20 protein-coding genes are annotated in these 26,134 nt (G+C 69.1%); 15 read left to right on the top strand and 5 right to left on the bottom strand.

Annotated elements, in window-relative coordinates:
* Nucleotides 1-44: 44 nt before the first annotated feature.
* The gene (locus tag ACWDO5_RS23985) at nucleotides 45-1,964 is read right to left on the bottom strand and encodes a sulfatase (RefSeq protein WP_450532397.1); all 1,920 of its coding nucleotides are present in this window, start codon (nucleotides 1,962-1,964) and stop codon (nucleotides 45-47) included.
* Between the two features lie 914 nt (nucleotides 1,965-2,878).
* Here ACWDO5_RS23985 and ACWDO5_RS23980 point away from each other — a divergent pair.
* The 3 genes from ACWDO5_RS23980 (at nucleotide 2,879) to ACWDO5_RS23970 (ending at nucleotide 5,538) form a co-directional block, all read left to right on the top strand.
* Entirely contained in the window at nucleotides 2,879-3,040 is a 162-nt protein-coding gene (locus ACWDO5_RS23980; protein ID WP_450532396.1) for a hypothetical protein, read from the top strand.
* A 222-nt stretch (nucleotides 3,041-3,262) separates the two neighbouring features.
* On the top strand, nucleotides 3,263-4,966 hold the full coding sequence (locus tag ACWDO5_RS23975; RefSeq protein WP_450532395.1) for a PHP domain-containing protein: 1,704 nt from the start codon (nucleotides 3,263-3,265) through the stop codon (nucleotides 4,964-4,966).
* Complete coding sequence (locus ACWDO5_RS23970; protein WP_450532394.1) at nucleotides 4,963-5,538, top strand: hypothetical protein; 576 nt, start codon at nucleotides 4,963-4,965, stop codon at nucleotides 5,536-5,538. Before ACWDO5_RS23975 ends, ACWDO5_RS23970 begins: the two co-directional genes overlap by 4 nt.
* A gap of 79 nt (nucleotides 5,539-5,617) precedes the next feature.
* On the opposite strand, the gene ACWDO5_RS23965 is transcribed toward ACWDO5_RS23970, so the two are convergent.
* Both ACWDO5_RS23965 and ACWDO5_RS23960 read right to left on the bottom strand, forming a co-directional pair.
* Complete coding sequence (locus ACWDO5_RS23965) at nucleotides 5,618-6,226, bottom strand: GOLPH3/VPS74 family protein (protein WP_450532393.1); 609 nt, start codon at nucleotides 6,224-6,226, stop codon at nucleotides 5,618-5,620.
* 615 nt (nucleotides 6,227-6,841) lie between these two features.
* The gene (locus tag ACWDO5_RS23960) at nucleotides 6,842-7,780 is read right to left on the bottom strand and encodes a metallophosphoesterase (protein WP_450532392.1); all 939 of its coding nucleotides are present in this window, start codon (nucleotides 7,778-7,780) and stop codon (nucleotides 6,842-6,844) included.
* Between the two features lie 308 nt (nucleotides 7,781-8,088).
* Between ACWDO5_RS23960 and ACWDO5_RS23955 the strand changes: the two genes are divergently transcribed.
* The 4 genes from ACWDO5_RS23955 to ACWDO5_RS23940 all read left to right on the top strand — a co-directional run bounded on the left by ACWDO5_RS23955 (nucleotide 8,089) and on the right by ACWDO5_RS23940 (nucleotide 13,459).
* On the top strand, nucleotides 8,089-9,402 hold the full coding sequence (locus ACWDO5_RS23955; RefSeq protein ID WP_450532391.1) for an MFS transporter: 1,314 nt from the start codon (nucleotides 8,089-8,091) through the stop codon (nucleotides 9,400-9,402).
* Nucleotides 9,399-10,520, top strand: coding sequence for a M20 family metallopeptidase (locus tag ACWDO5_RS23950; RefSeq protein WP_450532390.1), 1,122 nt, complete (start codon nucleotides 9,399-9,401; stop codon nucleotides 10,518-10,520). Before ACWDO5_RS23955 ends, ACWDO5_RS23950 begins: the two co-directional genes overlap by 4 nt.
* A gap of 256 nt (nucleotides 10,521-10,776) precedes the next feature.
* Complete coding sequence (locus tag ACWDO5_RS23945; protein ID WP_450532389.1) at nucleotides 10,777-12,984, top strand: molybdopterin cofactor-binding domain-containing protein; 2,208 nt, start codon at nucleotides 10,777-10,779, stop codon at nucleotides 12,982-12,984.
* Nucleotides 12,985-13,000: 16 nt separating this feature from the next.
* On the top strand, nucleotides 13,001-13,459 hold the full coding sequence (locus tag ACWDO5_RS23940) for a (2Fe-2S)-binding protein (protein ID WP_450532388.1): 459 nt from the start codon (nucleotides 13,001-13,003) through the stop codon (nucleotides 13,457-13,459).
* Between the two features lie 364 nt (nucleotides 13,460-13,823).
* On the opposite strand, the gene ACWDO5_RS23935 is transcribed toward ACWDO5_RS23940, so the two are convergent.
* Entirely contained in the window at nucleotides 13,824-14,942 is a 1,119-nt protein-coding gene (locus tag ACWDO5_RS23935) for an acetamidase/formamidase family protein (protein ID WP_450532387.1), read from the bottom strand.
* Nucleotides 14,943-15,286: 344 nt separating this feature from the next.
* Between ACWDO5_RS23935 and ACWDO5_RS23930 the strand changes: the two genes are divergently transcribed.
* Nucleotides 15,287-17,065 (top strand): serine/threonine-protein kinase, encoded by a 1,779-nt coding sequence (locus ACWDO5_RS23930; protein WP_450532386.1) that lies wholly within the window; start codon nucleotides 15,287-15,289, stop codon nucleotides 17,063-17,065.
* Nucleotides 17,066-17,367: 302 nt separating this feature from the next.
* On the opposite strand, the gene ACWDO5_RS23925 is transcribed toward ACWDO5_RS23930, so the two are convergent.
* Nucleotides 17,368-18,285: a serine hydrolase gene (locus tag ACWDO5_RS23925; protein ID WP_450532385.1), complete on the bottom strand. Its 918-nt coding sequence runs from the start codon at nucleotides 18,283-18,285 to the stop codon at nucleotides 17,368-17,370.
* Between the two features lie 557 nt (nucleotides 18,286-18,842).
* Between ACWDO5_RS23925 and ACWDO5_RS23920 the strand changes: the two genes are divergently transcribed.
* From ACWDO5_RS23920 to ACWDO5_RS23890, 7 genes are all read left to right on the top strand, one after another.
* Nucleotides 18,843-19,940, top strand: a complete 1,098-nt coding sequence (locus tag ACWDO5_RS23920) for a substrate-binding domain-containing protein (RefSeq protein ID WP_450532384.1) — start codon at nucleotides 18,843-18,845, stop codon at nucleotides 19,938-19,940.
* A gap of 88 nt (nucleotides 19,941-20,028) precedes the next feature.
* Complete coding sequence (locus ACWDO5_RS23915; RefSeq protein WP_450532383.1) at nucleotides 20,029-21,117, top strand: mandelate racemase/muconate lactonizing enzyme family protein; 1,089 nt, start codon at nucleotides 20,029-20,031, stop codon at nucleotides 21,115-21,117.
* On the top strand, nucleotides 21,114-22,187 hold the full coding sequence (locus ACWDO5_RS23910; RefSeq protein WP_450532382.1) for an ABC transporter permease: 1,074 nt from the start codon (nucleotides 21,114-21,116) through the stop codon (nucleotides 22,185-22,187). Before ACWDO5_RS23915 ends, ACWDO5_RS23910 begins: the two co-directional genes overlap by 4 nt.
* The gene (locus tag ACWDO5_RS23905) at nucleotides 22,184-23,260 is read left to right on the top strand and encodes an ABC transporter permease (protein ID WP_450532381.1); all 1,077 of its coding nucleotides are present in this window, start codon (nucleotides 22,184-22,186) and stop codon (nucleotides 23,258-23,260) included. The genes ACWDO5_RS23910 and ACWDO5_RS23905 overlap by 4 nt, the downstream gene beginning before the upstream one ends.
* On the top strand, nucleotides 23,257-24,816 hold the full coding sequence (locus tag ACWDO5_RS23900; RefSeq protein ID WP_450532380.1) for a sugar ABC transporter ATP-binding protein: 1,560 nt from the start codon (nucleotides 23,257-23,259) through the stop codon (nucleotides 24,814-24,816). The genes ACWDO5_RS23905 and ACWDO5_RS23900 overlap by 4 nt, the downstream gene beginning before the upstream one ends.
* Entirely contained in the window at nucleotides 24,813-25,136 is a 324-nt protein-coding gene (locus ACWDO5_RS23895; RefSeq protein ID WP_450532379.1) for an L-rhamnose mutarotase, read from the top strand. Before ACWDO5_RS23900 ends, ACWDO5_RS23895 begins: the two co-directional genes overlap by 4 nt.
* An 80-nt stretch (nucleotides 25,137-25,216) precedes the next feature.
* Nucleotides 25,217-25,948: a GntR family transcriptional regulator gene (locus ACWDO5_RS23890; protein ID WP_450532378.1), complete on the top strand. Its 732-nt coding sequence runs from the start codon at nucleotides 25,217-25,219 to the stop codon at nucleotides 25,946-25,948.
* The last annotated feature ends 186 nt before the right edge of the window (nucleotides 25,949-26,134 follow it).

The raw sequence follows: 26,134 nt of genomic DNA, 5'->3' as shown, positions 1-26,134 counted from the left end.
GTACAGGTCGACTCGTCCGTCGCTCCCCGGTGTTGCCCCGGCGGTCACCTCCTTGGCAGGGACGGGGTGGTGCCGGGCTGCGGGCCGTAGGCGGTCAGGAAGCGATCGCGGAAGGTGTCCATCTGCCAGACCGGGGCCTCCGGGCCGGGCTTCAGACCGTCCTGCCAGCCCCAGCCGGAAATCCGGTCCATGACGGCCGGATCGTGGGCGAGGATCGCGATCGGTACGTCCCGGCCGGCCTTGTCCCCGGTGACGATCGGGGCGGGCTGGTGGTCGCCGAGGAAGACGAGCACGGTGTTGTCGTCGCCGTACTTCTCCACGTAGGAGATGAGGCTGCTCAGGGAGTACTCGATGGAACGCCGGTACTCGGTGCGCACCTGGATGGGGTCCTTCCACACCTCCTTGGGGTCCTTGCCCGCCTTGTTGATGGCTTCGTAGACCGAGCCATCACCCACCTCGTCCCAGCCGATCATCTTGGGGATGGGTGCCCAGGGGTTGTGGCTGGAGACGAGGATGATCTCCGCCATCAACGGATCGCGGCCCGGCTTGCCGTGCTCCAGGCGTTCGAAGGCGGACAGGCTGTACTGGTCGGGTACGGGTGCCCAGCTGAAGTTCGGGCCCTTGTACCCGAGGTACCGGGAGTCGTAGATGCTGTCGAGGCCGTAGAACTGCCCCTCCGGCCAGGACCGGGTGACGCCCGGCATGATGCCGACCGTCCGCCAGGCGCCTGCGCGCTGGAAGGCGCCGGTGAGGGCCAGGCGGTCGCTTGAGGTGACGCTCTCGTAGCGCTGCTGGTTCTTGATCCACAGGCCGGACATGAAGGTGGAGTGGGCCAGCCAGCTGCCGCCGCCCACCGTCGGCGAGGCGAGGAAGGCGCTTTGGGAGGAGAACCCGGCCGCGCGCAGCCGGCTGGTCCCGTCCGCGAGCACCGCGCCGACATGCGGGGCCATCTGTGGGTCCTGGACCGCGCTGCGGCCGTAGCTCTCGATGAAGGCGAAGATGACGTCCTTGCCGCGCAGTCCGGTCAGCAGCTGGTCGGCCGGGGTGTCGCGGAAGCCGTCGTCGGCGGCCGCCTTGGCGAACGCCCGCTCGTCATTCAGACCCGCACGCACCTGGTGCGCACGCTCGTGGACCAGCTCGGCTGTGCTTCTGGAAGCGAGCGGTGCGCCGGCGATCTGCACGCCGAGCGCCGTGCAGGTGATCCAGGCGGTCCCGAGTACCAGGATCGTACGGGTCGCAGCGGCGCTGAGCCGGACCATGAGTTGGCTCAACCGGACAACCGCCAGCGTCATGAGGACGAGCAAGGCGAGGGCAAGGACCACGACCCCGACCACGGCACCGATCGCGCCGGCCTGACCGACCGAGTCCCTGAGGAACGCCTCGGCGTCGTCGAACAGGATCCAGTCGAGCCTCAGGTCGAACGGCCGGTCGAAAACCGAGTAGAAGCCCATGTCGAGGAAGTTCAGGATGGTCAGCAGGCCGAGGACCACCCCGGCGAGCGCTGCCACCACCTTTCTCGCCTTCGGGGGCAGGACGAGCAGCACGGCGGCGCCGAAGATCCCCTCCACCGGGATGCGCGCGAAGGTGCTGGGCGTGAGGCGGGTGAGCTCGTTCGGCAGGAGGAGAGCGAAGAGCACAAGCACGGCGGCCAGGGCAGTGGTCGCCCGGGCCACGGCCCGTGCTGCGGCCGGGTGCTTGCCCAGCCGGCCGCCGCCTGCGACGTTGGCGTCCGGGCGGCTGCCGGCCTCATGGGCTGCGACGTCGTCGCCGGGAGCGCCACCGGCGACGTCGGGACGGTCGTCGGCGGCGTCATGTGCGGCGGTGTCCTGACCCGCTGAGGCGGTGTCCTGACCCGCGGCGGTGTCGTTTGGCGTGCGCCCCGGGGGTCCGTCCGGCGTCAGGCTCTCCTGCGTGGTTGCCTTTTCCCTATTGGGCAGTTGACGAGAGCGGGTGAAGAGCGACAACCCGAAGGTCCTTCCGTGCGAAGCCCGGTGGTGGCACGGCGGACCAGGCCTGGGAGGTCGGAGCCGCCGTTATCAGTACGGTTTGCAGGCGGCTTCAGTTCAATCACCAGGGTCGCCCGTGCGGGAAGCGAACGCGGGTGAGGGTGAACTGGCGGGCGGCATCGGCGTTGTAGGCGGGGCACCCGCTGGTGACCTGGCAGCATCGGCGAGACGGTCTTGACGCTGATGGGACGCGGGTACGGGGTCGCGGCACGGCGCATCAGACTTGACGTGCGATCAGGTCAGCAGCCCTTCCTGCCGCGGGAGTTGTGGCGTGGTCGACGATCGAACCAGGTGTGGAGTTTTGCGCCGGTCTCTGGCCGCCCTCGCCAATACGTGGCCGTGTCATGTGGTGACCGGTCACTCAGCGCCTGTTTCTTGCCAACGGCGCCGGCGGGCGGATCGCACGTCCGGGCAGTTCGAGTACGGAACGGCGGTGCCTTCGTTCAGCACGAGGGGAGAGGTGACTCTCCGTGGCCCCGGCATGAGAGTGATCCAGAACCACGACGTGAGCGCCGCCGACAGGGCTCATCGTCCGGGAGATGCGGGGCTAGGGCGGAGAGCGTCCATGGAGCGATGTCTGCAGCCCACTGAAGCCGCTGGGAGCAGCTGTCGGCAGCACAAGCTCCCGGCGGGTGTCATCGTTCTCCCCACCCCCTGCAGCGTCGGCGCCGGGGTACATGCTGGAAGGAGCAGGGCATGTACGTCATCGGCCCGTGGCCCGCGTCTGAGCTGCTCTGCAGCCCGCCACACCGTGCCCAGTCCCCGGACGGGATGGGAGAACAACCGGATTAGACGAAGAGGTCCGCGACCTCCTTCGCGCCGCCCCGAAGGCGGCTCCCGCCGTGCCGGGTGCGGAAGAAGTGACGGATGCGGTGGCCGTACGCTCCGAGGCCGTACCCGTGCAGGACGGCGTGCCGCAGGACGATGCGCTGCTGAAGCTCGTGGGCGACGCGCACTTCGTACTGATCGGGGAGGCATCCCATGGCACCCACGAGTTCTACGCCGCCCGGGCGGCCATGACGCAACGGTATTGACGGCCGTTGCCCTCGCCGGCGCCGCCTTGTCCATGTACGGCACCGCACACGCCGACAGCGCTCCCCGGCCCGTCAGAGCCGAAGTACGCGGGTGGGCCCGGAAGTTGAACCAACCGTTCCGTCCGCTGTCCGCCCCCGTGTCTCTACCCCTTGCCTGTTCTGCGTTCATCTACTTCGGCGATTCTCGTCCCGCACCATCGGTATGAGGACGCAGGAGCTGAGATGGGCCACGGTCACGGACACGATCATCCGCAGCACCAGCACGGAGCGGAGGCCGGGTCGCTGCCTCCCGCGCTCGACACCTCCGTGCCCGACAGCGAGCTCACACCCGAGCAGCACTCGCGCCGCTCGATGCTGCGTCGCGCGGGTCTGCTGGGAGCCGGGATAGCCGGTGCGAACGTGCTGGGCGGAGCGACGGCCGCCGCGGCCGACAGTCGGGGGAGCGAGGGCCGTGCGAGCAGCAGGAGTGCCGGCTTCCTGTGGCTCGCCGGTGACCACCACATCCACACCCAGTACAGCAGCGACGGCAAGTACCGCGTCATCGACCAGGTGAAGCAGGGCACGCGGCACGGCATGGACTGGCTGGTCATCACCGACCACGGCAGTGAGACCCACGCCAAGATCGGTGTGGACAAGGTCAACCCGGACATCCAGCACGCCCGCGAGGAGTTCCCCGACACTCTGATCTTCCAGGGCCTGGAGTGGAACATCCCGGCCGCCGAGCACGGCACGGTCTTCGTCCACCCCGGACCTAACGAGGTCTCCGTGCTGAAGGAGTTCGAGACCTCCTTCGACGGCAGTCTGCACAACGCCGGCGACAGCAGCCCCGCCAACGAGGCGCTGGCGATCTCTGGTCTGCAGTTCCTCGCGGAGCAGGTGCAGCGCCGCAAGGTCAAGGACGCGCTGATGTTCGCCAACCACCCGGCCCGCCGGGGCGTTGACTCGCCGCACGAGATCCGCGGCTGGCGCGACGCGACGGGCCGTCCCCGCCAGATCGCGGTGGGCATGGAGGGCGCGCCGGGCCATCAGGCCGCCGGCCTCCCCGCCCCGGGCAGTGGCCGGAACCGTGGTTTCTACGACAACAGCCCGAGTGCCAACTCGTTCGCCGGCTTCCCGCTGGAGAGCTACCGCACCTGGGGCGGCTTCGACTGGATGACCTCCACGGTCGGCGGACTGTGGGACAGCCTCCTCGCCGAGGGCAAGCCCTGGTGGATCACGGCCAACTCCGACTCGCACCAGGTCTACGCCGACACCTCCAAGCGCGGCGGTCCCGACAGCGACTTCACCACCAACGGCCGGCACACCGACCCCGTCTACTCCGGCGGGACCGACCTGACCCAGGGCGACTACTGGCCCGGCCAGTACAGCCGTACGCACGTGGGCGCCGACGGATTCTCGCACGCCGCCATCATGGACGGTCTGCGGGCAGGCCGGGTCTGGGTCGACCACGGAGGCCTGATCAGTGGTCTCGACGCGCGGGTCAAGGGCGCCGGGCGCTGGGCGACCCTGGGCGGCGCGCTGCACGTCAAGCGCGGCACCGAGGTCGAGTTGAGCATCGAGATCGCGCTCGCGAACGGTTCCAACTGGGCGCAGTTCGTCCCGCAGTTGGCCCGGGTCGACGTCGTCCAGGGCGAGGTCACCGGCCCGGTCGCCGACAAGGACACCTTCACCGCACCGACCGCGAAGGTCGTCCGGTCTTTCGAGGTGAACAAGTCGACGGGCACGGTCCGCTTCACCTATCGCCTCGGCCGGGTCGACGGCCCCCTGTACGTCCGGCTGCGCGGGACCGACGGCAAGCGCTCCGCCGTCGGCGCGGGCGGTGCCTCGGTCGACCCCGTCGGCCCGGCGCTCGACGTGGTCGGTGCCGCGGACCCGTGGAACGACCTGTGGTTCTACTCCAACCCCATCTGGGTCCTGCCCGCATGACCACAGGCCTGACGGTGATCGGCGTCGACACGGGCTGCACCGGCCTGCGCGACGCTGATCACCTGGCGCGGGAGCTCGCCCCGCCCGTGACGGTGTTCGCCTGTACGCATCTGATCCGCGACGGGCGTCCGCACATCGCGCTCTCCTTCGCGGTGCCCGCCGGGACTGCCGCCGACGACGCCTGGCGGCACCTCGCCGCACAGGAGGCGGGCGCGGCGCTGGGCGACCGGCGCTCGGGTCCCGCGGGGCTCGCGGCGGGAGCCGCACAGGCCGCCGCCGAGCCCACGGCCCGCTCGGCGGGCCGGGTGGTGGTCTTCCCCGGCTCGCCGGCGCTCACCGGCACGGTGGCCGTCGCCGCCTTGTCCGCTTCGGCGATCGACGAGGTCACCGCGCTGGGAGCGCCCGGCCCCCTCGACGCCGGGCAGCAGATCGTCACTCGCGACCATGTGCGGCCCGAGTGGCGTGGGGGACGGCTTGTGCTGACGGTGATGCCTGCGGCGGGTGGCACCCTGATCCCGTTCGAGGTCCCGAACCCGACCCCATGCTGTGCGGATCACGCCTACGACGACTGAGGACCGGAAACACGCCTGGTGCCTCTCGGATGACCGCGGCCGGACGCCCCGGTCCGGCTGGGAACTGACGTTTCGGTCGTCATTCGCCTCGCCGAATGTTGTCCGCGGCCGCCTCGTCGAGGGCTCGCCGTTGCCGTTCGACCGCCAGTTCCCTCAACCCGTCATTGACGGCGGCGAGCACTGTCGCCACCGCGTCGTCGGCCACGCCCGGGGCAGAGTCTCCGGACGGCTTGTCGCGGATCCCGACAGCCGCCGCAAGGGCGGCGAGGATGGGCTCATCAGATGCCCAGCGGTTCGCCGCCAGGCGGCGAGCGGGCGAATCGACCAGCACCATCCGACTGGTCCGGAAGAGCATCCAGCGTCGGCGTTGCCGAGTGAGCTGCCCCTCCGCCTCAAGGGCGGCCAGATAGGCCGTGGACAGGCCGCGGCCTCTGCGCCACAGCCAGTCGCCGAGCGACTCGTACGGTGCTTGTGGGGCAAGCGACGACGCGGCCTCATCCAACAGGCGATCAGCTATTGCTCCCCGGTGGCTCGGCACGATGTGATCACCGTCGAGTCTGATGGCCTGGGCACCCAGGAGGTCGATAACCTCGGCTCCCGCGAGCGCGAGCGACAGATCGCCTCGCTCCACAGGGCGACTGGACTCCGTGTCCATGGCAACGATCAATAGGTCCCGCGGTGTGGTCATGGATGGCTCCACGTCAGGGCATCAGCTACCGGCCTGCCTCGGCGATTGTCACTCGCAAAGACCACACCTGCCACTGAAGGACACGGCATTCGCGGGGGCGAACCTGTCCTTGCCGCTTTCGAGGTACGGGCGGCGCGGCAAGTCTGGCAAAGTGCCGAGGCTCGTGCACGGCGACGGCGGGGCAATACCACCGACTCTGGTGGGGACGCTGGAGAAGGCACTGGCCTTCAGCGGCGCCCGCGGCCCGGCCGAGCTCGCCGACAGCGTCTCGGCGACCGCGTTCAGCCGCCGCCTCAGCCCGGCTGGGAGCCCGAAGGTGTCCCGGTCGCCGCCGACGCCCCCGAGGCCACGCTCCCGAGCGGGAGAGCTGCAGCGGTGGTCCACGTCGGCAGGCCTCCACGGACTGCGTCAGCGAGCCACGCCGCGTGTCGACGGTGGCAACATCGCAGCCTGTCGGTAACCAGCGGCCTTCTCTGCCGGTGTCTTCGCTCCTCCGACCGCGCTGCCCAGCTGGAGAGATCGACTGATACACACCAGCAAGCACTACTGGATTGATGCCACTGGTGGGAACACCGGTCGCGTTCCCACCAGTGGCGGGTTGTGATCGAACGGGGCTCAGTCCACCGTGAGGACCCGGTCCGGCTCATTGCCGTAGCCGTCGATCCGTATCTCGTCGTTCCGCACGGTGACGACCGAATAGGCGTTGGCCGGCAAGGGGTTCTCCACCATGCCCTTGAGGTTCACGTAGTGGATGCCGTTCTCGAAGGCGTACCGACCGGCGTGGTCGTGGCCGTTGAAGTAGGCGGCTACGTTGTCGTGCGACTCCAGCACCTTGCGAACGGCGGGGGCGTCCCAGGCGTTGTGGGCGTTCTCGCCGTTGACCGGATTGTGCCCGAACACGATGACCCGCTGGTCCTTGGCCTCGGCGTCATCGAGGACGTCGGCAAGCCAGCCCAGCTGCCGCTTGCCGACGCCGCCGTTCCAGGACTGCGCGTTGACGGCTCCCTGTTTCTGGAGCTCGGCGAGCGTCTTCTCGGCCTTCTTGTAGTCCGCGCTGCCGGGAGCGTTGGCGAACAGCGAGATGTCGGTGGTGTCCAGCACGACGAATCGCCAGTTCTGGTGCGTCCAGTCGTAGTACTCGTTGGACATGCCGAGCTTGGCGACCACCTCGTCGCTGTACATGCCCGGGAAGTCGTGGTTGCCGAGGACGTTGTACCTCGGTCCCTCGAACTGCTCCCATACCGGCAGGATTTCGTCGAAGCTGCGGGCGTCGCGGTCGATGATGTCACCGACCTGGACACTGAAGTCGACACCCGCGCCGTTGATCGTCTTGGCTGCTTCGGTCAGCTTGGCAGGCGAGTCGGCGTAGTACCGCGTTCCGTTCCCGGGGCCGTTCCAGTACTGGATGTCGGCGATGAGGCCGAAGGAGAACGCGTCGTTGCTGCGCGGGGCGGAGCCGCCATTCTCGCTGTCCGCAGCCGCGGTGACAGGCATCATGGCTGCGAAGACGGCGGTCATGACCGCGATCGCCGTCTTCGTTCTGCTGGTTGTCACGAACAGCTCCTCTGTTCAGGTCGACGTTGCCCCGAACGCGGCGGGCAACGTCGACACTGAAGCCGCCCGTGATGGACGAACGATGGCAGAGTGACGATCATCTGGTGAGGAGAGGCCGTCCGCTTCCTGAACCACACGCGTCGATCGGCACGGTGTGCAAGACCCGCCGCACCATCGGATGCGCCCTGGGACATCGAGGCCGTGTGGCAGCAGAGGACACTGAGACCTGGCCGGAAAGCGCTTACGCTGCTAAATTGCGGGCGCCAGTCGTCCAGTTACCCGGGGCGCCCCTTCGACACGGAGCACCAGTGAGCGATACCAGGCAGGACGAGGCGGGGAAAACCACCGACTCGAACCCTCACAAGTTGCCGGTCAAGACCCTCGTCGCGGCCAGTATCGGCAACGCGATCGAGTGGTACGACTGGACCGTCTACGCGACGTTCCTCATCTACTTCGCAACGCAGTTCTTTCCCTCCGACAACCCTGGGCTCGCGCTGGTGAACACCACCGCGACGTACGCGGTCGCCTTCTTCTTCCGCCCGATCGGTGGATGGCTGCTGGGCCGCTTCGCCGACGTCCGCGGTCGCAAGGCGGCCATGATCCTGACCATCGTGCTGATGGCGGGCGGCTCGCTGGCGATCGGCCTGCTGCCCACCTACGAGCAGGTCGGCTGGCTGGCGCCGATCCTGCTCCTGCTGGCCCGCGTCTCCCAGGGCTTGTCGCTCGGCGGTGAGGTCTCCAACGCCTCCGCATACCTGGCCGAGATCGCCCCCCAGGGCCGTCGCGGCCGGTACTCGGCCTTCTTCTACACCTCGACCGGCTCGGCGCTGCTGCTCGCCTCGCTGTTGGGGGTATTCCTCTCGAGCACGCTCACCGGCGACCAGTTGCGCTCCTACGGCTGGCGCATCCCGTTCATCGTGGGGGGCCTTCTCGCGGTCGTCGGCGTGTACCTGCGGCGCAACCTGTCGGAGACCGAGCAGTTCGAGCAGAACAAGGACAAGGCCGTGCGCACGAAGCGGCCCCTGCTCACCACGATCAAGGAGCACCCCAAGGCGGTGGGACAGCTGGTCGGCATCACGCTGCTGAACACGCTGAACTACTACACGTTCTTCAGCGCGCTCACGCCGTACGCCGTCAAGTCCCAGGGAGCGGACGACAACGACGTGTTCATCGCGCTCTCGGCCGGAACGGCGCTCTTCATCGTGCTGCAATACCCGTTCGGCAAGCTGTCGGACCGGTTCGGCCGCAAGCCGCAGCTGTTGGTCTGGTCAGCGGCGCTCGCCTGCCTCGTCATCCCGCTGTCCAAGCTCATCACCCCAGGTGCCGGGCTCCCGCAGTTGCTTGTGGTCTTCTGCACGGGCCTCGGCCTGTACGCCCTGATGGCGTCCATCGCGCCGGCCATCATGAGCGAGCTGTTCCCGACCGAGTTGCGCGGCGTGGGCATCGGCGCCTGGTACAACATCACGGTCGCGATATTCGGCGGAACGGCGCCACTGGTGATCACCTCCCTCGCGAACGCCGGCCGCTCCAGCCTGTTCTTCGTGTACGTCACCGCCGGGGCGGTCATCGCCTTCCTCACGATCCTCACGCTGCGCGAGACCGCGCACGAGCCGCTCCGGTGACCGCCGTCCTCGACCTCCTCACCGAGCTGGTGCGGCGGCAGACGGTGGCGTCCGGTGAGGGGGCACTGGCAGCGCTGTGCGCCGACCTGTTGCGCGACAACGGCTTCGAGGTGTCCACGCCCGGCTGGGAGGAGGGGCGCGAGCAGCTCGTCGCCCGTACCGGCTCGGGCTCCGCACCGCTCACGGTGACCGGTCACCTTGACACGGTTCCGGCCGACCGCACGCAGTGGACAGTGGATCCGTGGGCCGCCGAGCGGGACGGCGACCGCGTGGTCGGGCGCGGCACCAGCGATATGAAATCGGGGGTGGCCGCCGCCCTCATCGCGGTCGCCGACCACGCCGCGCGGCCGCACGACTGCCGCGGCCTGCAACTGGTCCTGACCGCGGGGGAAGAGACCGGCTGCACCGGGGCCCTCCGCCTTCAGCGGTCGTCGCTCGCGCCGGGGGGTCCGCTGCTCGTGGCCGAGCCGACGGGCAACCGCCTCGTCCCCGGTCATAAGGGCGCGCACTGGATGCGTCTGACCGCCGCGGGCCGCGCCGCGCACGGGTCGGCCCCCCAACTCGGCGACAACGCCGTCGTGCGGCTGGCCCGTGCCGCCGTCGCGCTGCACGACCATGCCAACTGGCCGTCCCACCCGACGTTCGGCCTGGTGACCGCGAATGTGGGTCTGCTGCGCGGCGGCGTGCAGCCCAACGTCGTGCCCGACTTCGCGGAGATACTCCTCGACGTCCGCACCGTCCCCGGCGTGGACGCAGACGACCTGCGCGGCGCCGTCGCCGAGTTGGGCGGTGACGGCGTCCGGGTCGACGACCACGTGGTCCTGCCCGTCGTAGACACGGACCTGCACGACCCGTTCGTCGGTTTCGTGCGCGAGGCTCTGGTCGCCGCCGGCGAGGACGACGAGCCGCAGCCGCCCGCCCGGTACTTCACCGACGCCTCGGTGCTGGCACGGCTGCTGTCGCGGTCCGAGGACGGTGCACCTGCGCCCACTGTTGTGCTCGGGCCGGGCGAACCCGATCAGTGCCACGTCGTCGACGAGTGGTGCTCGGCTTCCAAGGTCGAGGCTGCCGTGGAGGTCTACCGCCACGTGCTCGACCGGTGGTGCGGCACCGGGTAACTCCCGCCCCAGGGGCGTCGCCCAGCGTCGGTGCTCGCAGGTGTGCTCACCGCCGAGTGCCTGATGCAGCCGCCGGGCAGCGAACACGACCACGGTCTGCACGGCCGCCGGCGCGGCGGGGAGTGGAACATACTCGTCCGCCGGTGATTCGGTAGCCGCCGCCCCCTACCGGGGCGGGGTGTGATGTCTGTACGCTGCCTGCCGGTAGCCCCCAGAGATCATCTTGGGGCGGTGGGCGGGCGACGGGCGGGCACTCATGGCGGATCACGGCAGGCGCCGGTTCCTCACCTACCTGGTCGCGGCGCCGACCCTTGCGGTGGCCACGAGGTTCGGCCTGGATGCCGCCGCCCCGTCAGCGGTACACGCCGTCGTCCCCACCCCGCCGGCCCCCGCCGACCTGGTTGACCTCGGCGACGTCCTGATCCTCGCGGGCGCGCCGACGGCCGGCCTGCTGGTCCTGCGGGTCGACGAGGACGGCACGGTGTGGTTCCGGCTGCCCCGGGAGGAGGTCGGGCAGGGGCTGACCACGGCTGTGGCGATGCTCGTGGCCGAGGAGCTTGACGTACCGCTGAGCCGGATCCGTATCGAACTGGACGACGCGCGGCCAGAGTTGCTCTTCAATCAGCTCACCGGCAGCTCCAACTCGATCCGCTCGCTGTACGATCCGGTCCGGCACACCGCCGCGACTGCCCGGGCGCGCCTTGTGGCGGCCGCCGCCGAGCGGTGGGGCATCCCGGCCCGTGGGCTGATCACCCGCGACGGCTCGGTCGTCGCACCCGACGGGCTCACCGCCCCGTACGGCTCGCTCGCCGCAGCGGCCGCCGCACCGGCTCTCGGCGCGCTGACCGCGGCCCCCAAGCCGGAGTCCGCGCACACACTCGTGGGCACCCCGAACTCCCGTACAGACGCGCGGGCGATGGTCACCGGCCGTCAGGAGTACACCCTCGATCTCGATGTGCCGGGAGCCAAGCCGTGTGTACTGCGCCGGCCGCCGACCCTCGGCGGGACCGTGCAGGCGGTCCCCAACGAAGCCGCGGTGCGTGCTCTGTCCGGCGTCCTGGACATCGTGGTCATCCCCACCGGCGTGGCCGTCGTCGCGGAGACCTTTGGACAGGCCCTGGTGGCCAAGGACGCACTCGAGGTCTCCTGGGGGCCCGGCACCGTCGACACCCTGTCCGACGACGGCATCCGCGCCCGGCTGAGGGCGGCGACCGCGCCCCTGGTGGTGCCGCCGCTGCTCACCGATCACATCGACGCGGAGTTCGACTTCGCGTTCGTCAGCCACGCACCGCTGGAGACCAACTCCGCCGTCGCGGACGTTCGCTCCGACCGGGCGACGATCTGGTCCGGGCTCAAGTCGCCGATCGTCGCCCAGCAGACCATCGCGGCGGCCGTCGGACTGCCGGTGCACAAGGTCACCGTCCATGTGGTGCAGGCGGGCGGCTCGTTCGGACGGCGGCTGTTCTTCGACGCGGCGCTCGAAGCCGCCCAGGTGTCCAAGGCCAGCGGGCGACCGGTCCGGCTCATGTGGCCCCGTGTCGACGACATGCGGCACGGCCGGATGCGCCCGGCCACCCACCACAAGATCCGCGCCACCTTCGCACTCGGCCAGGTGCTCTCCTTCGAGCACCGGGTGGCGGCTGTGGAGACCGACTTCCGGCACGGCCTCGGCGAGATCCTCACCGCGACCGCCGCGAAGCTGCCGCCGGGCATCGGCAACGCGGGCTTCGCGCAGACGGTCTTCCTGACAACGGTCAAGTCGCCGTACCACTTCGGCCTCACCACCCAGCTGCTGACCGAGGTACCGCTGAAGATGCCCACCGCCTCCTGGCGTTCGGTGTACTCGGCGAACACCCGCGGTGCGGAGGAGATTGTCGTCGACGAACTGGCCGCGAAGCTCGGCAAGGACCCGGTGGCCTTCCGCCGTACGTTCCTGAAGTCCGCCGCGCAGCGTGCGGTGCTCGACAAGGTGGCCGCGGAGGGCGACTGGGGCCGGACGATGCCGGCCGGCTGTGCGCAGGGCGTAGGTTTCCACGAGGAGTACAAGTCCCGTACCGCCTGCCTCGTCGAGATCGACGCGCGCGACCCGAAGCGTCCGCGCGTCACCAAGGCGGTAATCGCAGTCGACGTCGGCCGGCCGGTCAACCCTCGCGGTCTGGAGGCGCAGATGCTGGGCGGGCTGACGGACGCCATCTCCACCACCCTGCGTGCCGGGCTGCACATCGACAGAGGGCTGCCCATGGAGGGCAGTTACTCGCAATTCCACTATGCCCGGCAGAAGGACACACCGCCGGACGTACGGATCTTTGTGCTCCCGGCCACCGGCGAGCCGGGCGGCGCGGGAGAGCTGGGAGTCCCGGCGGCAGTCGGCGCGATCGCCAACGCCTACGCACGGGCGACAGGCACCCGGCCCCGCCGCTTCCCGGTCAATTTCGACGTCGACTTCACCCCGTTCCCCCGCTAGGTCCCTGGAGCCCTCCGTGCCGTCCCATACCTTCACCGTCAACGGGCAGTCGGTCACCGTCGACGCGCCCGATGACCTGCCCCTGCTGTGGGCCCTGCGCGACCTGCTCGGCATCCGCGGTCCCAAGTACGGTTGCGGCATCGACGTCTGCAAGGCCTGCACCAGCCATCTGGACGGCGAGGAGATCCGGCCCTGCGTCGTCCCGGTCTCCGAGGCGGCCGGCCGTGAGGTCACCACCATTGAGGGCCTGGCGGACGGGGAGGACCTGCACCCGGTCCAGGAGGCCTGGCTGGAGCAGGACGTGGCGCAGTGCGGCTTCTGCCAGCCTGGTCAGATCATGGCCGCGGTGGCTCTGCTGAAGCGTACGAAGAACCCGACGGACGCGGACATCGACACGATCGCGAACGTCTGCCGGTGCGGCACGTACTTCCGGATCCGCGAGGCGATCCGCGGTGCGGCGCAGAAGATGGCGTGAGGACGCTCCGTCTCAGGTGGAGGCCCGGAGCGCCAGCGGGGTCGGCGTGATGATGGCGCCGACGAGGCCCGCGGCGTCCGCCACGGCACCGTGCCCGGCAATCAGCAACTGCGAGCGCTCCTGCCCCAGGTGTGACGAGAGGGCTCCTGTCCACCCGATGGGGTCACACTGGGCCGGGGCCCTCACTGCGCTCGCCGAGGAACCGAACCCCGCCCAGAGCCGGCGGAGGGTGCTCGTCTATTCGACGCGGAATGACGCGGCCTCAGCGCGGCAGTTCGAGGTACCGCGAGCGCCTCGCTGGTGCCGCCGTGCGGCGCGGCTGCGGGAGGCGCTCAGCTGAGGCCTCCCGCAGCCCGCACCAGGGTCAGTCCGCCCAGTAGCGCGGCACGTTCTTGAAGACCGCCTTGGGGATCTTGCCGTGGACGACCTTCGTGGCGTTGACGGCCTCGGCGATCTCGAAGTCCACCGCCACGCTGCACAGCGTGTAGGCGTCCGCGGCGCTGAGATCCATGTGCGTCTGCAGGAAGTTGACGGCTTCCTGAAGCGAGATGGCCAGGGCGGTGTCCAGGTCGGCGTCGAATCCCATACTGATGAAGTGCGTCCGGCTCTCGGCCATCGGCCACGGCGCGTTGACGCCCTTGTGGACGAAGAACTGGAACGTGCTCGTCAGGGACGTCTCGATCGCGGTGCCGTCGACCTCGCCGTCGCCCTGTGCGCTGTGTCCGTCGCCGGTGGAGAACAGCGCGCCGTCGTTGAAGACGGGCAGGTAGAGCGTGCACCCCGCGGTGAGGTCACGCAGGTCCATGTTGCCGCCGAAGGCGCCGGGTGGACGCGAACTCACTTTCCCCAACTCGGGCGCTGGCGCGGTGCTCATGATGCCCTGGAAACAGTTGATGGGGACGTGCACGTCGTCGGTCACCGCGGCGAGCATCTTCTTCAGGTCGAGCTTGATGACCTTGGTCGAGGGCTCCTTCAGCAGGTCGGGCAGGACGCCGGTTCCCGGTCCCGTCCTGTTGACGCCGTACGGAACACGGGCGTGGGAGTCGAGGATACGGATCTCGAGGACGTCGCCGGGCTCGGCGCCCTCGACATAGACCGGGCCGGTCAGTACGTGCGCGCTGAAACCGGGCTCCGGCTGCTTCGCGGCGTAGACGTCGACGGCGTCCTGGAGCACGTCGCCACGCTTGATGCCGTACGAGCCGAAGAAGGTCGCCGGGTCGGTGCCGTTGATCATCCCCTGGTGGGAGAGCGTGTCGATGGTGACGACGTCGCCGGGCTGGACGTGCAGCACGGGCGGGAGTGCGGCGTCAAAGTACCCCCAGTGCACGGTCTCCGGGCGCGACCTCAAGTGGAACTTCGGCTTCCCGCCGCGCGCCGCCTTCGCGGTGCGGCCCGACTCAGCCGCTGCGGCGTCGGGTACGGCGCTGCCGACGGCGGTCCCGAGGACCACGGCGCTGCCCGCGAGCAGAGAACGGCGGCTCAACCGGGAATGGTTGTTCTTACGAGGATTGAGTGGGAAACCACTGGTATTCACGTGACTCCTTGCAACGGGGGAACAACTGCAAAACGTTAACTTTGCTGTGTACTCATCTGATTGCATGGATATTTTGCTGGTGTTGCCTGAGTCCCTGTCACACAGGGGCGGTTGAGGTCGGCATGGTGCCGTGCGGCAGGTCGCTGAAGGCGAGAGGGCCTTCACTCCGCAGGGCTGCTCCGCCGGTAGCGCGGGCCCAGTTCTGCATACCGCATCGGAACAGGCGCCGACGGCCCGTCCTTGGATAGGGTGCCGTTCGATATCGGTGTTCTGTGTGTGGGGGGCATGAGTTGATGAGTGGTCAGCAGCCGGACCGGGGCAGTGCCTCTCAGGTCTTCCAGCCGCTTGCGGGAGATGACCCGACCACGATTGCCGGGTACCGGCTGGCCGCCAAGCTCGGTGCGGGCGGCATGGGCAAGGTGTATCTGTCGTACACGCCCGGCGGGCGGCCCGTGGCCATCAAGGTGATCCGGCCCGAATTCGGGGAGGACCCCGAGTTCCGCCGCCGGTTCGCCCAGGAAGTGCAGTCCGCGCAGCGCGTACAGGGCCTGTTCACCGCGCCCGTCATCGACGCCGACACCGACGGCGCGCAGCCCTGGCTGGCCACTGCGTACGTGCCGGGCCCTTCGCTCGCCGATGCGGTCGTCGCGCACGGGGCGCTGCCTGTCGATGCGGTGCTACTGCTGATCGCCGGCATGGCCGAGGCCTTGCACGTCATCCACGGCGCGGGCATCGTGCACCGCGACCTCAAGCCGTCCAATGTGCTGCTTGCCGCCGACGGCCCCCGCGTCATCGACTTCGGTATCGCCTACGCCGCCGACGCGACCTCGCTCACCGGCAGCGGTGTCACCATCGGCACCCCATCGTTCATGGCCCCTGAGCAGGCCGCGGGGCGCAGGGTGACCCCGGCCACCGACATCTTCGCGCTCGGCCAGGTCGCGGCGTACGCGGCGACGGGATCCCCGGCTTTCGGCGAGGGGACCTCCCACGGCGTGCTCTACCGGATCGTCCATGAGGAGCCCGACCTCACCGGGGTCCCGGAGCGACTGACGGAGCTGGTCACCCGCTGCCTCGCCAAGGACCCTGAGGCCAGGCCGTCGATCACTGACATCATCGGGCTCTGCCAGTCCGCGAACGCGGAGACGGTGCTGCGCCGCCCCGAGGACTGGCTGCCGGCCTCGGTCACCGCCGACATCACGGTACGCGCGGCGGCCCCCGCCCCGGTCCAGACCCCGCCGCCCCCGTCCTCCGCCCCGTCCGCGGCCTACTCGCCCACCGCGCCGGTGTCCCCGGCCACCCCACCCCCGGGCTACGGCCTGCCGGGGACGCACCAGCCCCCTCGGCCCCGTCAGCAGTACCACACGCCCGTCCCGGCGCAGGCCCACGGCTACCCGACCCAGGCCCACGCCTACGCCCCGACCCAGGTCCCGACGCACGCGCAGATGTACCCCGGACACCCCATGCCCCCGGCGCCCCGGCCCCCGAAGAGTGCGGGCAAGCGGGGCACGGTTATCGCCCTCGCCGCCGCGCTGATCTTCGGTGTCGCGGTTGGCACGGCGTACGTCCTGCGCAAGGACGAGGGGCAACAGACGCAGGGCGGGGGCTCCTCGCAGGGCAAGCAGCAGAGCAATGGGAGCCAGGAGGCCGACCCGAAGCCGGACGCCAAGCCCGCGCCGAAGCCCGCCGACTACAAGGGCATCAACCTCACAGCCGGCTACCACCTGACGCTCGGGGACGACAACGTCCGGCCCCAGGAGGGCGAGGACGGCGGCTACGAACTTTCCTACGACACCGGCGGATACCTCGACGCGGAAAGCCTGGACGGAAACCTGGTGCTGCTCGATCCGGGGCAGGAGGGATCGCTCGCCGCCTGCCGCGCGGACACACGGTTCACCAGGACCGTCTATCTGAACAAACTCTCCAAGGGGCGGCAGGTCTGCGTCACCACAGGTACGGGGCACATGGGCCTCGTGACGGTTCAGGGCTTCTCGGCCGAGGATTCGCCCAGTACTTACATGACTCTGGACCTGACTGTCTGGCGCAACGCCGTCGTCTCCGACTCGGGCAGCTGAGCCTCCGCCCAGGCATGTCGGCCACCTCCGACTGCGACAGCGAGCCCGTGACGGTCCTCCGCGAGCCGCACCCCGCATGGGGTTACCCGCCCCCGACCCCACCGGTGCGGCAACGAGATGTTCTGCACCGTGAGCACGGTGCGGGTGCCCCGGACGCACTTGCTGACCGCCGCCGTGATCGGCGGCGGCATCACGGGCGACAGCCTCGGCTACGCCCTCGGCCACTGGTGCGCTCGCAGTGATGGTCCTGGCGGTCGTAAGGGGCCTTCCGCGTCCGACAGCGCACTTGGCCGTCCGCACACCTATGCGGCGGTGACGAGGGCCTTCACCGCGGTGGTCGCGACCTGCTCCACGAGGTCGATGCCGGCCTGCTGCGACGGTTGCCCGTCGGACAGGACCGCAACGAGGAGGGTGCGGCCCTCGTACTCGATACGGCCGATGCTGTTGACGTCCCACAGCCCCGTCGCCGTACGTGGCAGCCAGCCGTTCTTCAGCGCCACGGTGTTCTCGACCTCGGCGGCCGCGGATATCCCCCACCGCTGGGCCGTCACGACATCGCTCATCAGCGACTGGACGAAGCTGCGCGAGACGGAGGTGAGCGGGGATTCGTCGCCGAAGACCGCCTTCAGGAGGATCAGCTGGTCCGCGGCGGTGGTCTGCGTCAGCCCCCACCGCCCGGTCTCACCCGCGACGGTCGCCTTCAGACCCAGACGTTCGTTCGCGGCGTCGAGGCCCTGGGCGCCCCCGATGGTCTGCCAGAGCGCGTCCGTCGCCTCATTGTCACTGCTGCGGATCATCGCGGTGGCCAGCCGCTTCTGCTCTGTGGTGAGCGACGTTCCGCGACTCTGGGCCCGAAGCAGCAGGGTCGCAAGGATGTCGACTTTGACGATGCTCGCGGTGTCATAGCCGCCCGCGTCCGCGCCGTATACGACGGAGTCCCGGCCGTCGAGATCCGCCATGGCGATTGTGTAACTGCCGGGGCCGTCGGGCAAGGCGTCCAACGCCTTGCCCACTGTTTCGTCGGTGTCCACCGGCGAGGGCGTGGCAGACGGCGATGAGCGAGCAGGAGAGGGCTCGGCCGGGCTGACAGCCGACGTGTGAGGCGGCTTGCCGGAGTACTCGGCCGCGACGGCTTCCTTGCCCGTCACCTGGCACGAGACAGTGCCTGCGAGGGCGAGTGCGGCCGCGGCCGACGGCAACAGGCTGCGAATACTGGACATGGGGGGACGTTAGGCAGCGCGGATCACAGCGCCGTGAAAACCGCGTCAACAACTGCTGAGAAGGGTCCTCTCACAGCCCAGAAGTGTCGGCGGGCGCTTACGTGGGGGAACTCTGTCCCAGGAAGGGCACAGTCGGTGACGACCGCGCCGGACTCGAGCGCGCTGCCGTCGTTCGAGTCGCCCAGGTCTTGCCGGCCTTGACGGCCGCCCCCGGGCCGCGTGCCGCGGTCCCGCACGATGCGGCGCAACCGGGCGCGCCCGACGACGGGCTGCTTTGGCTCGTGGGCGTGGCGGCCGGTTCCCTCTGGCGGAAGCTCCCGGTGGCGGTCGTCGATGGCGCAGACCTCGGCCTGTTTCCTATGGGATTTTGATGCGCGGATCTCGGGCTGGTATGGCTGCAGCGGCGGTCCTCCTGCGCGACGGGAAGCCTCCTGATGTGCCACAACAGGCCCTGACGGTCGCTTCCGCCCCTCATTTTTGTCAGATGTCTTGACGCGAACCAACGCCTGGCGCAGCATCTCCCCGCGAAGATCCTATTGAATCTCGAGGGAGTTTTCATGTCATATCTCCGGATTAGACCCCTCTTGTCCAGTGTCGTCGCCGTGGCGGTCCTCACCGGTGCTTCGGCGGCATGCACGGTGAAGAACTCCGGGGAGTCGGCCGGCGGGAACGCGGCTCCCGCGCAGCGCGCGGGAAACGGGACGGCTCAACTGGCGGACGGCTCCGCCACCAAGGTCGCACTTGTCCCGGGCGGCGCTCATCCGTACTTCCAGCCGTGGAAGACGGCGGGAGCCGCCGCGCGTGGCGAATACGGCCTCGGGGGTGTGACGTTCGACGAGACGGCGGAGTGGGATCAGCAGAAGCAGAACAACCTCCTGTCCACGCTCGCGGCGCGCGGTTACAACGCGTTCGGAGTCTTCGGCGTCTCGCCGACCGACATCAACACCACCTTCTCCGACCTCAAGTCGCAGGGTTTCGCCGTGGCTTCGCTCGGCTCGTGCCCGGCGGGTGAGGTGAACAAAGCCGACTTCTGTCTGTCCACGAACGTCGAGCTCGCGGCCTACCGCGCCGCCATCGCCGCCATCGACGCCATGGGCGGCTCAGGAACCGTGGTCCATCTGACCGGCAACAACGTGGACGCCAACACCCAGCTCCGGATCAAAGGCGTGGCCAGGGCGGTGAAGGAGACCCAGGGCAAGGTGAAACTCCTGCAGACGGTCACCGACATCGACAAGGACCTGCAGACCGCGCAGAAGGCGGTGTCCGACCTCCTGGCCGCCAAGGGGAAGGAGATCCAGGGCATCGTCACCACCGCCTACAACCCGGCGGTCGCCGCCGCCGAAGCGGTCAGGCGTTCGGGATCGTCGGCGAAGGTCGTGGCCATCGACGACGATGCCAAGATCATCAGCTCGATCAACAACGGCTCCGTCAGCGCCACGGTCGTACAGAACCCCGCGGGCCAGGCGGAGGTGGGCGCCTGGGTGCTCGCGTTGCTGCAGAGCAAGCAGTGCACGATGCGCAGCCCGGGCACGGCGGTGGACTCCGGATCCTTCGTGGTCACCAAGGCGAATGCTGCGTCCTACGACAAGGACAGGCAGAGCAAAACCGATGAGCTCAAGAAACAGTTCGCCGACAAACTCCTCAGCTGCGGCTGACCCGAACGTCGCGACGGAGCGGCTGACCCGACCGTTGTGACGGACCTGCTGAGCAAATACCGCTACGGACCCCAGAGAGCCGGACTCCATGAGTATCATCACGACCGCTACGGCCAGGCTGGTCGACATCCCGGTGGAGCAGAACCGCACCGATGCCGTCCAGGCCTTCATCAAACAGGAGACGGTCTTCGTCGACATCGCCACAGACGACGGCCTCGCGGGCATGGGCTACAGCTACACCATCGGCACCGGCGGCTCCTCGGTGCTGGCGCTGCTGCGCGACCATCTGCTTCCTGCTCTGCCCGGTCAGGACGCCCGTAACGTCGAGGCCCTTTGGCAGCGGCTGTTCGCCCTGACGCGGGCGACCGCCGTCGGGGCCATCACCTCGCTCGCCCTCGCCGCGGTCGACACCGCCCTGTGGGACCTGAGATGCAAACGGGCGGACGAGCCGTTGTGGCGGCTGGCAGGCGGCCACCGCCAGGAGATACCGCTGTACGACACCGAAGGCGGCTGGTTGCATCTGAGCACCGACGACCTGGTCAAGTCGGCGGTGCAGGCTCGCGAGGCCCAGTGGGCCGGCGTCAAGATCAAGGTGGGTAAGCCGCACATAGCCGAGGATGTGGAACGGCTGCGCGCGGTCCGCGAGGCCGTCGGGCCCGCGCTGCACATCATGACGGACGCCAACCAGTCCCAGACGATGTCCTCGGCCGTGCAGCTGGCCTCGGCGCTCGAACCTCATGGACCGTTCTGGTTCGAAGAACCGATGCCGGCGGACGACGTGAGCGGCCATGCGCGACTGGCCCGCGCGACCAACGTCCCGATCGCCGTGGGGGAGTCCCTCTACTCGCTCACCCAGTTCCGTCAGTACCTGGAGGCCGGAGCCACCTCCGTGGTGCAGGTCGATGCGGCACGCGTCGGAGGCATCACCCCCTGGCTGAAGGTCGCCCACATGGCCGAGGCGTACAACGTCATGGTCTGCCCCCACTTCCTGATGGAGCTGCACGTCAGCCTCGCGGCCGCGGTGCCCAACGGCATGTACGTCGAGTACATCCCGCAGCTGAGGGCGGTCACCCGCACCGAACTGACGGTGCGCGACGGACGAGCGGTGGCTCCGGACCAGCCGGGCATCGGCATTGACTGGGACCACGACGCCATCGACGACCGGAGAGTGGCATGACCACGACCTCCCCGCCCCCCACGGACACAGACCGGCCACCGGCGCCCCGCCGCCGGACACCCCGCTGGCGCTCCCTGGCCAATCAGCAGCTGGGTCTGCTCGTTCTCGTCGTTGCGCTCGTCATGCTCTTCGGCCTGCTGCGCCCGGCCTTTTTCGACGCCAGACTCGTACTCTTCCCGCTGTTGCGTGACATCTCGACGCTTACCGTGGTGGCACTGGCCCAGATGGTCGTCCTGTCCGTCGGGCACATGAACCTGGCGGTGGGCCGCATGGCCTCGTTCGGCGCTCTGTTCGCCGGGTTCGGCTACGACCGGCTCGCTCTCCCGCTGCCGGTGGGCCTGTTGGTCTGCCTGGTGGCAGGATCCCTGATCGGCGCCCTTACCGGATGGATCATCGCCCGCACCGGCGTGAGCTCCTTCGTCGTGACGCTCGCCATGGACTTCGCCCTCCTCGGGCTCGTCTCCCTGCTGTACTCCGCACTCACCCAGAACGCTGCCTTCACCAGCACACCGTCCGGTCTGGCAGAGCTTCGCCAGTACTCGCTCGCCGACATCTGCGTCGGGCCGCTCTGCGGCTCACCGGCGATCCCGCAAATGGCCCAGTTCACCGTCCTGGCCGTCCTCGGGCTCGGCTTCCTCTACCGCTACACCCGTACCGGAAGGGAGCTCCTGCTGACCGGCGCCAATCCGGCCGCCGCTGAGCTGTCGGGCATACCCACCGCGCGCCGCGTCATCACGGCACACATGCTGTCGGGTTTGCTGGCCGCGCTTGCCGGGTTCATGGCCGCCGTCAGCACGGGAACCTTCCGCGCCTCCATCGGAGACGACTTCATGCTGCCTTCGTTCCTCGGAGCGGTCCTCGGCGGCACCCTGCTCACCGGTGGCGTCGTGTCGGTCCTCGGCGCACTGGTGGGCACCTCTCTGGTCGGCGTCATCCGAAAGGGCCTCGATCTGCTCGGCGTGGGCCTGGAGAGCCTCAACATCTACCTCGGTTGCGTCCTGCTGCTGGCCCTGTCAGCCGACCGGGTGCGCAACGTCGTCACCTACCGAAAGGTGGTGCGCTCGACATGACGTTCCCCCGCGCCTGGGCGGCCGAGACCGTCCCCGCACTGCGACGCTTCTCCCGCTCCACCTCCGTGACCCTGCTCGGCGTCGTCGTGGCCGGGTACATCGGTCTGGGTGTGGCATCGTCCGGCTCGTTCTTCGAAGGCAACTCGGTCCGGACGTTCCTGCAGTATCTGGCGACCCCCATCCTCATCGGCCTGGCTCAGATGGTCGCCCTGTGCGTCGGACAGCTCAATCTCGCGGTCGGCGCTCTGGGAGGATTCACCGCCTGCGCCATGGGAGTTCTCATGGCCGACGCCGGCATACCGGCGGGACCTGCCGTAGCGATCGGAGTACTGACGGCCACGGCGATCGGCGCTCTCACCGGTCTGTTCATCGTGGTCACCCGTATCAACGGGTTCATCGTCACGCTCGGCACCATGACCATCCTTCTGGGGGCGCAGTACCGGCTGGCCGGGACACGTACCATCGACGGCTACTCCGCCACCCTGCGCGATCTGGGCACGGCCGCGCCCGTCAACATCCCGCTCGTCTTTGTCACGGCGGTGGTCGTGGCCGCTCTCCTCGCAGTGTTCATGCACCGGGGCATCGCGGGACGGCGGCTCCTCGCGGCGGGCGGCAACCCGCTGGCCGCGCGGCTCTCGGGCATCTCCACCGACCGCCAGATCGTATTGGCGCACACGCTGTCCGGACTCCTGATCGGAGTGGCCGCACTGACCGCCACCGCGTCGCTGCCCGGGGTCAATCGCAGCGTCGGCGGCGACTGGCTCCTGCCCAGCTTCGCGGCCCCCATCATCGGCGGTGTGGCCCTGACCGGTGGGTCGGTGGCCGTCCTTGGGACCGTACTGGCCGCCTTCGTCATGCGGCTCATCGACACGGCACGTGCCCAGTTCTCGCTCGACCCGAGCTGGGTCAACTTCCTCATCGGCGTGGTCGTGCTGGCCACAGTCGTCGGTGGCCGCCTCCACCAGGCACACCTCAGCACCACACGCCGGACCCATGACCGGCAACCGCCCACGCCCCCCGACAACCGGGCGGCGCCTGCCAACACTCTGCCGAGCACAGGTGGTGCCCAGTGAGCGACGTACTGCTCGAGTGCGAGGACATCGTCAAGGTCTTCCCCGGAGTGCGCGCCCTGGACAGGGTGGCACTGCGCCTGACGGCAGGATCCGTGCACGCCCTGCTGGGCGAGAACGGCGCGGGCAAGTCCACCCTGATCAAGGTACTGACCGGGGTCCACGCCCCGGACGGCGGCCGCCTGTTGTGGCGCGGCAGCGAGGTGCACCTGCGGACCCCGTTGGATGCCACGCGCACCGGCATCGGCGTGGTGCACCAGGAGCGCAATCTGATTCCCGCCTTCTCCGTGGCGGAGAACATCACGCTCCAAAAGCCGCCGTCACGCCGCGGCCTCATCGACCGCGCGGCCATGACCAGCCCGGTGGAGCGCTGCCTCGGGGAACTCGGGCTCGACATCAACCCGCACACCCCGGTCAGTGAACTCTCCGTCGCCCAGCAGCAGTTGGTCGAGATAGCCAAGGCCCTCCACACCGACAGCCGGGTACTCCTCCTGGACGAACCGACCGCGTCTCTCTCGCCGCAGGAAGCCGAGCGGCTCTTCGACGTGATCCGGCGGCTGACGGCCCGGGGTACTTGTGTCGTCTTCGTCAGCCACAAACTGGAGGAAGTGTTCGCGGTGAGCGACACCGTCACTGTGCTGCGCGACGGTCACTCCGTGTTGCAGTCGGCCCCGCTCTCCGAGCACACGCACGACGACATCGTGAGTCTGATGGTGGGCCGCACTCATGCGGCGGCCGTACTCTCCCCGCGGACGGTGGATGCGACCGCGGGGCCCGCGCTCTCCCTCACCGGTGTGGCCACCGCCGCCGGCCACGCGGACATCCGTCTCGAGGTGGGAGCCGGAGAGATCGTTGGGCTGTACGGCCTGGTCGGCGCCGGCCGCAGCGAACTGGTCAAAGCTGTCCTCGGTCTCGACCGCGTCACCGCCGGAGAAGTCCGCGTCCACGGCGAGCCGGCGAAGATCTCCTCTCCACGGCATGCGCTGCACGAATACGGCATCGGCTATCTCACCGAGAATCGAAAGGAGGAAGGCGTCTTTCTCGAGCAGCCGATTCTGCGGAACATCACCGTCACGGTGTGGAGGAGACTGGCGCAGGCACTGGGATACGTCTCCGACAAGCGGGAGAGAAGCGTCGCCGACGACCTCGTGGAACGGCTCGGCATCCGCATCGCCTCACTGGAACAGAGCGCCGGCGAGCTGTCCGGCGGCAATCAGCAGAAGGTGAGCCTCGCCAAGTGGCTGGCGGTGGAGACCCGTCTGCTGGTCGTCGACGAACCGACCGTCGGCGTCGACGTCCGCACCAAGCATGCCTTCCACGAACTGATCTGGGAGCTCGCCCGTGACGGCCTGCCCATCCTGCTGATCAGCAGCGACCTCGGCGAGATGGTGACGCTGGCCGATCGCATCGTCGTCATGGCGGACTACCGGATCCGGGGAGAGGTCAGGAACGAACACGACTACGAGCGGATGAGCGGCCAGGTCATCCGGCTCATCCACGGACAGTGGAACGCACCGCAGGCCTCGGGCCACACCTCACAGGTGAGGGCGGACACATGAAGCGCATGGCGCAGGTGATCCGTGTCCGTCCAGAGAAGCTCGCCGAATACTGCGAGCTGCACCGCAACGTCCCTGAACCGGTACTGGAGCAACTGCGGCGCAGCCGGATCTCCAACTACTCGATCCACGTCCTCGGCGACCGGATATTCAGCTACTTCGAGTACCACGGCGACGACCTGGCGGCGGATCTCGCCCTCATGGCCGCGGATGAGGCGACCCAGGCGTGGTGGAAAGTCACCGGCCCCTGCCAGCAACCGGTGGAAGAAGCCGGACCGGACGACTGGTGGACGCCCATGGAGCAGGTGTTCCTGATGGAATAGCGCCACGGCCCGCAGCCCAGAAATCCTATATGATTCGTAGGACCACGTGGTCCGGAGCACTCAAAGAGAGGTGGCAGGCCATGCTGTCGGAGAAGCATCACGGCCCAGGACCGGACAGCGCGGCCACCGACGCGGTCCCGGCGCCCCCAGCCCTCCCTCAGCGCCAGGTCCTGGCCGACAGCGTGTACGAGGCCATCAAGGCGATGGTGATGGACCACGGGATCAAGCCCGGAGCCCGGGTGGGCATCGAGGCTCTCGCCCGTACCCTCGAGGTGTCACCGACGCCGGTTCGCGAAGCTCTCGCCCGGCTCGAGGCGGACGGGCTGGTCACCAAGCGGTCCCTCGCCGGCTACCGTGCCACCGACCTCCTCACCCTCGAGGGCATCGAGGAGCTCTTCGAAATGCGGCTGCTGCTGGAACCGCACGCCGCGGCGCTGGCGGCCGAGAGGGCCAGTGAAGCCCAACTGGACCGGATCGAAGGGCTCATGGAGGAGATGCGGCGCGAGCCCGAAGAAGGCGAGAGCTACGCCGTGTACGGGCGGTTCGCGGCCCTCGACCAGCAGTTTCACGACGCGCTCACCGCGGCGTCAGGTCGCGGCCTGCTCGCGGACGCCGTCGAGCGCCTCCATGCGCATCTCCACCTCTTCCGCCTCAGCGCCATCGCAGGCGCGGGCCCGGTGACGGTGGCCGAACACGACCGCATCCTGCGTGCCGTACTCAGGCGCAACGCCGACCGAGCCGCACAGTCCATGCGAGAGCACCTGCAAAGCAGCCTCGAGCGTCAGCGCACCTGCTTCCGCGAAGGCGGCTGAGCGGGGCGGACGCCCTCGTCGTGCAGGCTGGGGTGGTCGCTTGGCCTGCACCTTGATCTGCCGCCGGCAGCCGGGCCGCGCAGAACCTCGCACGGCTGAGCCGTCGCCGGCACCCAGCAGGACGTCGGCAGGGGCCTGTGCGCCACGTCCGGCTTTCGCCATCGGATTGCCTTCGAGGGCGGCGAC

The sequence above is a fragment of the Streptomyces sp. NPDC000880 genome (assembly GCF_053599675.1).
Note: the sequence above shows the minus strand (reverse complement) of the source record. Positions and strands in the feature narration are given on the sequence as shown.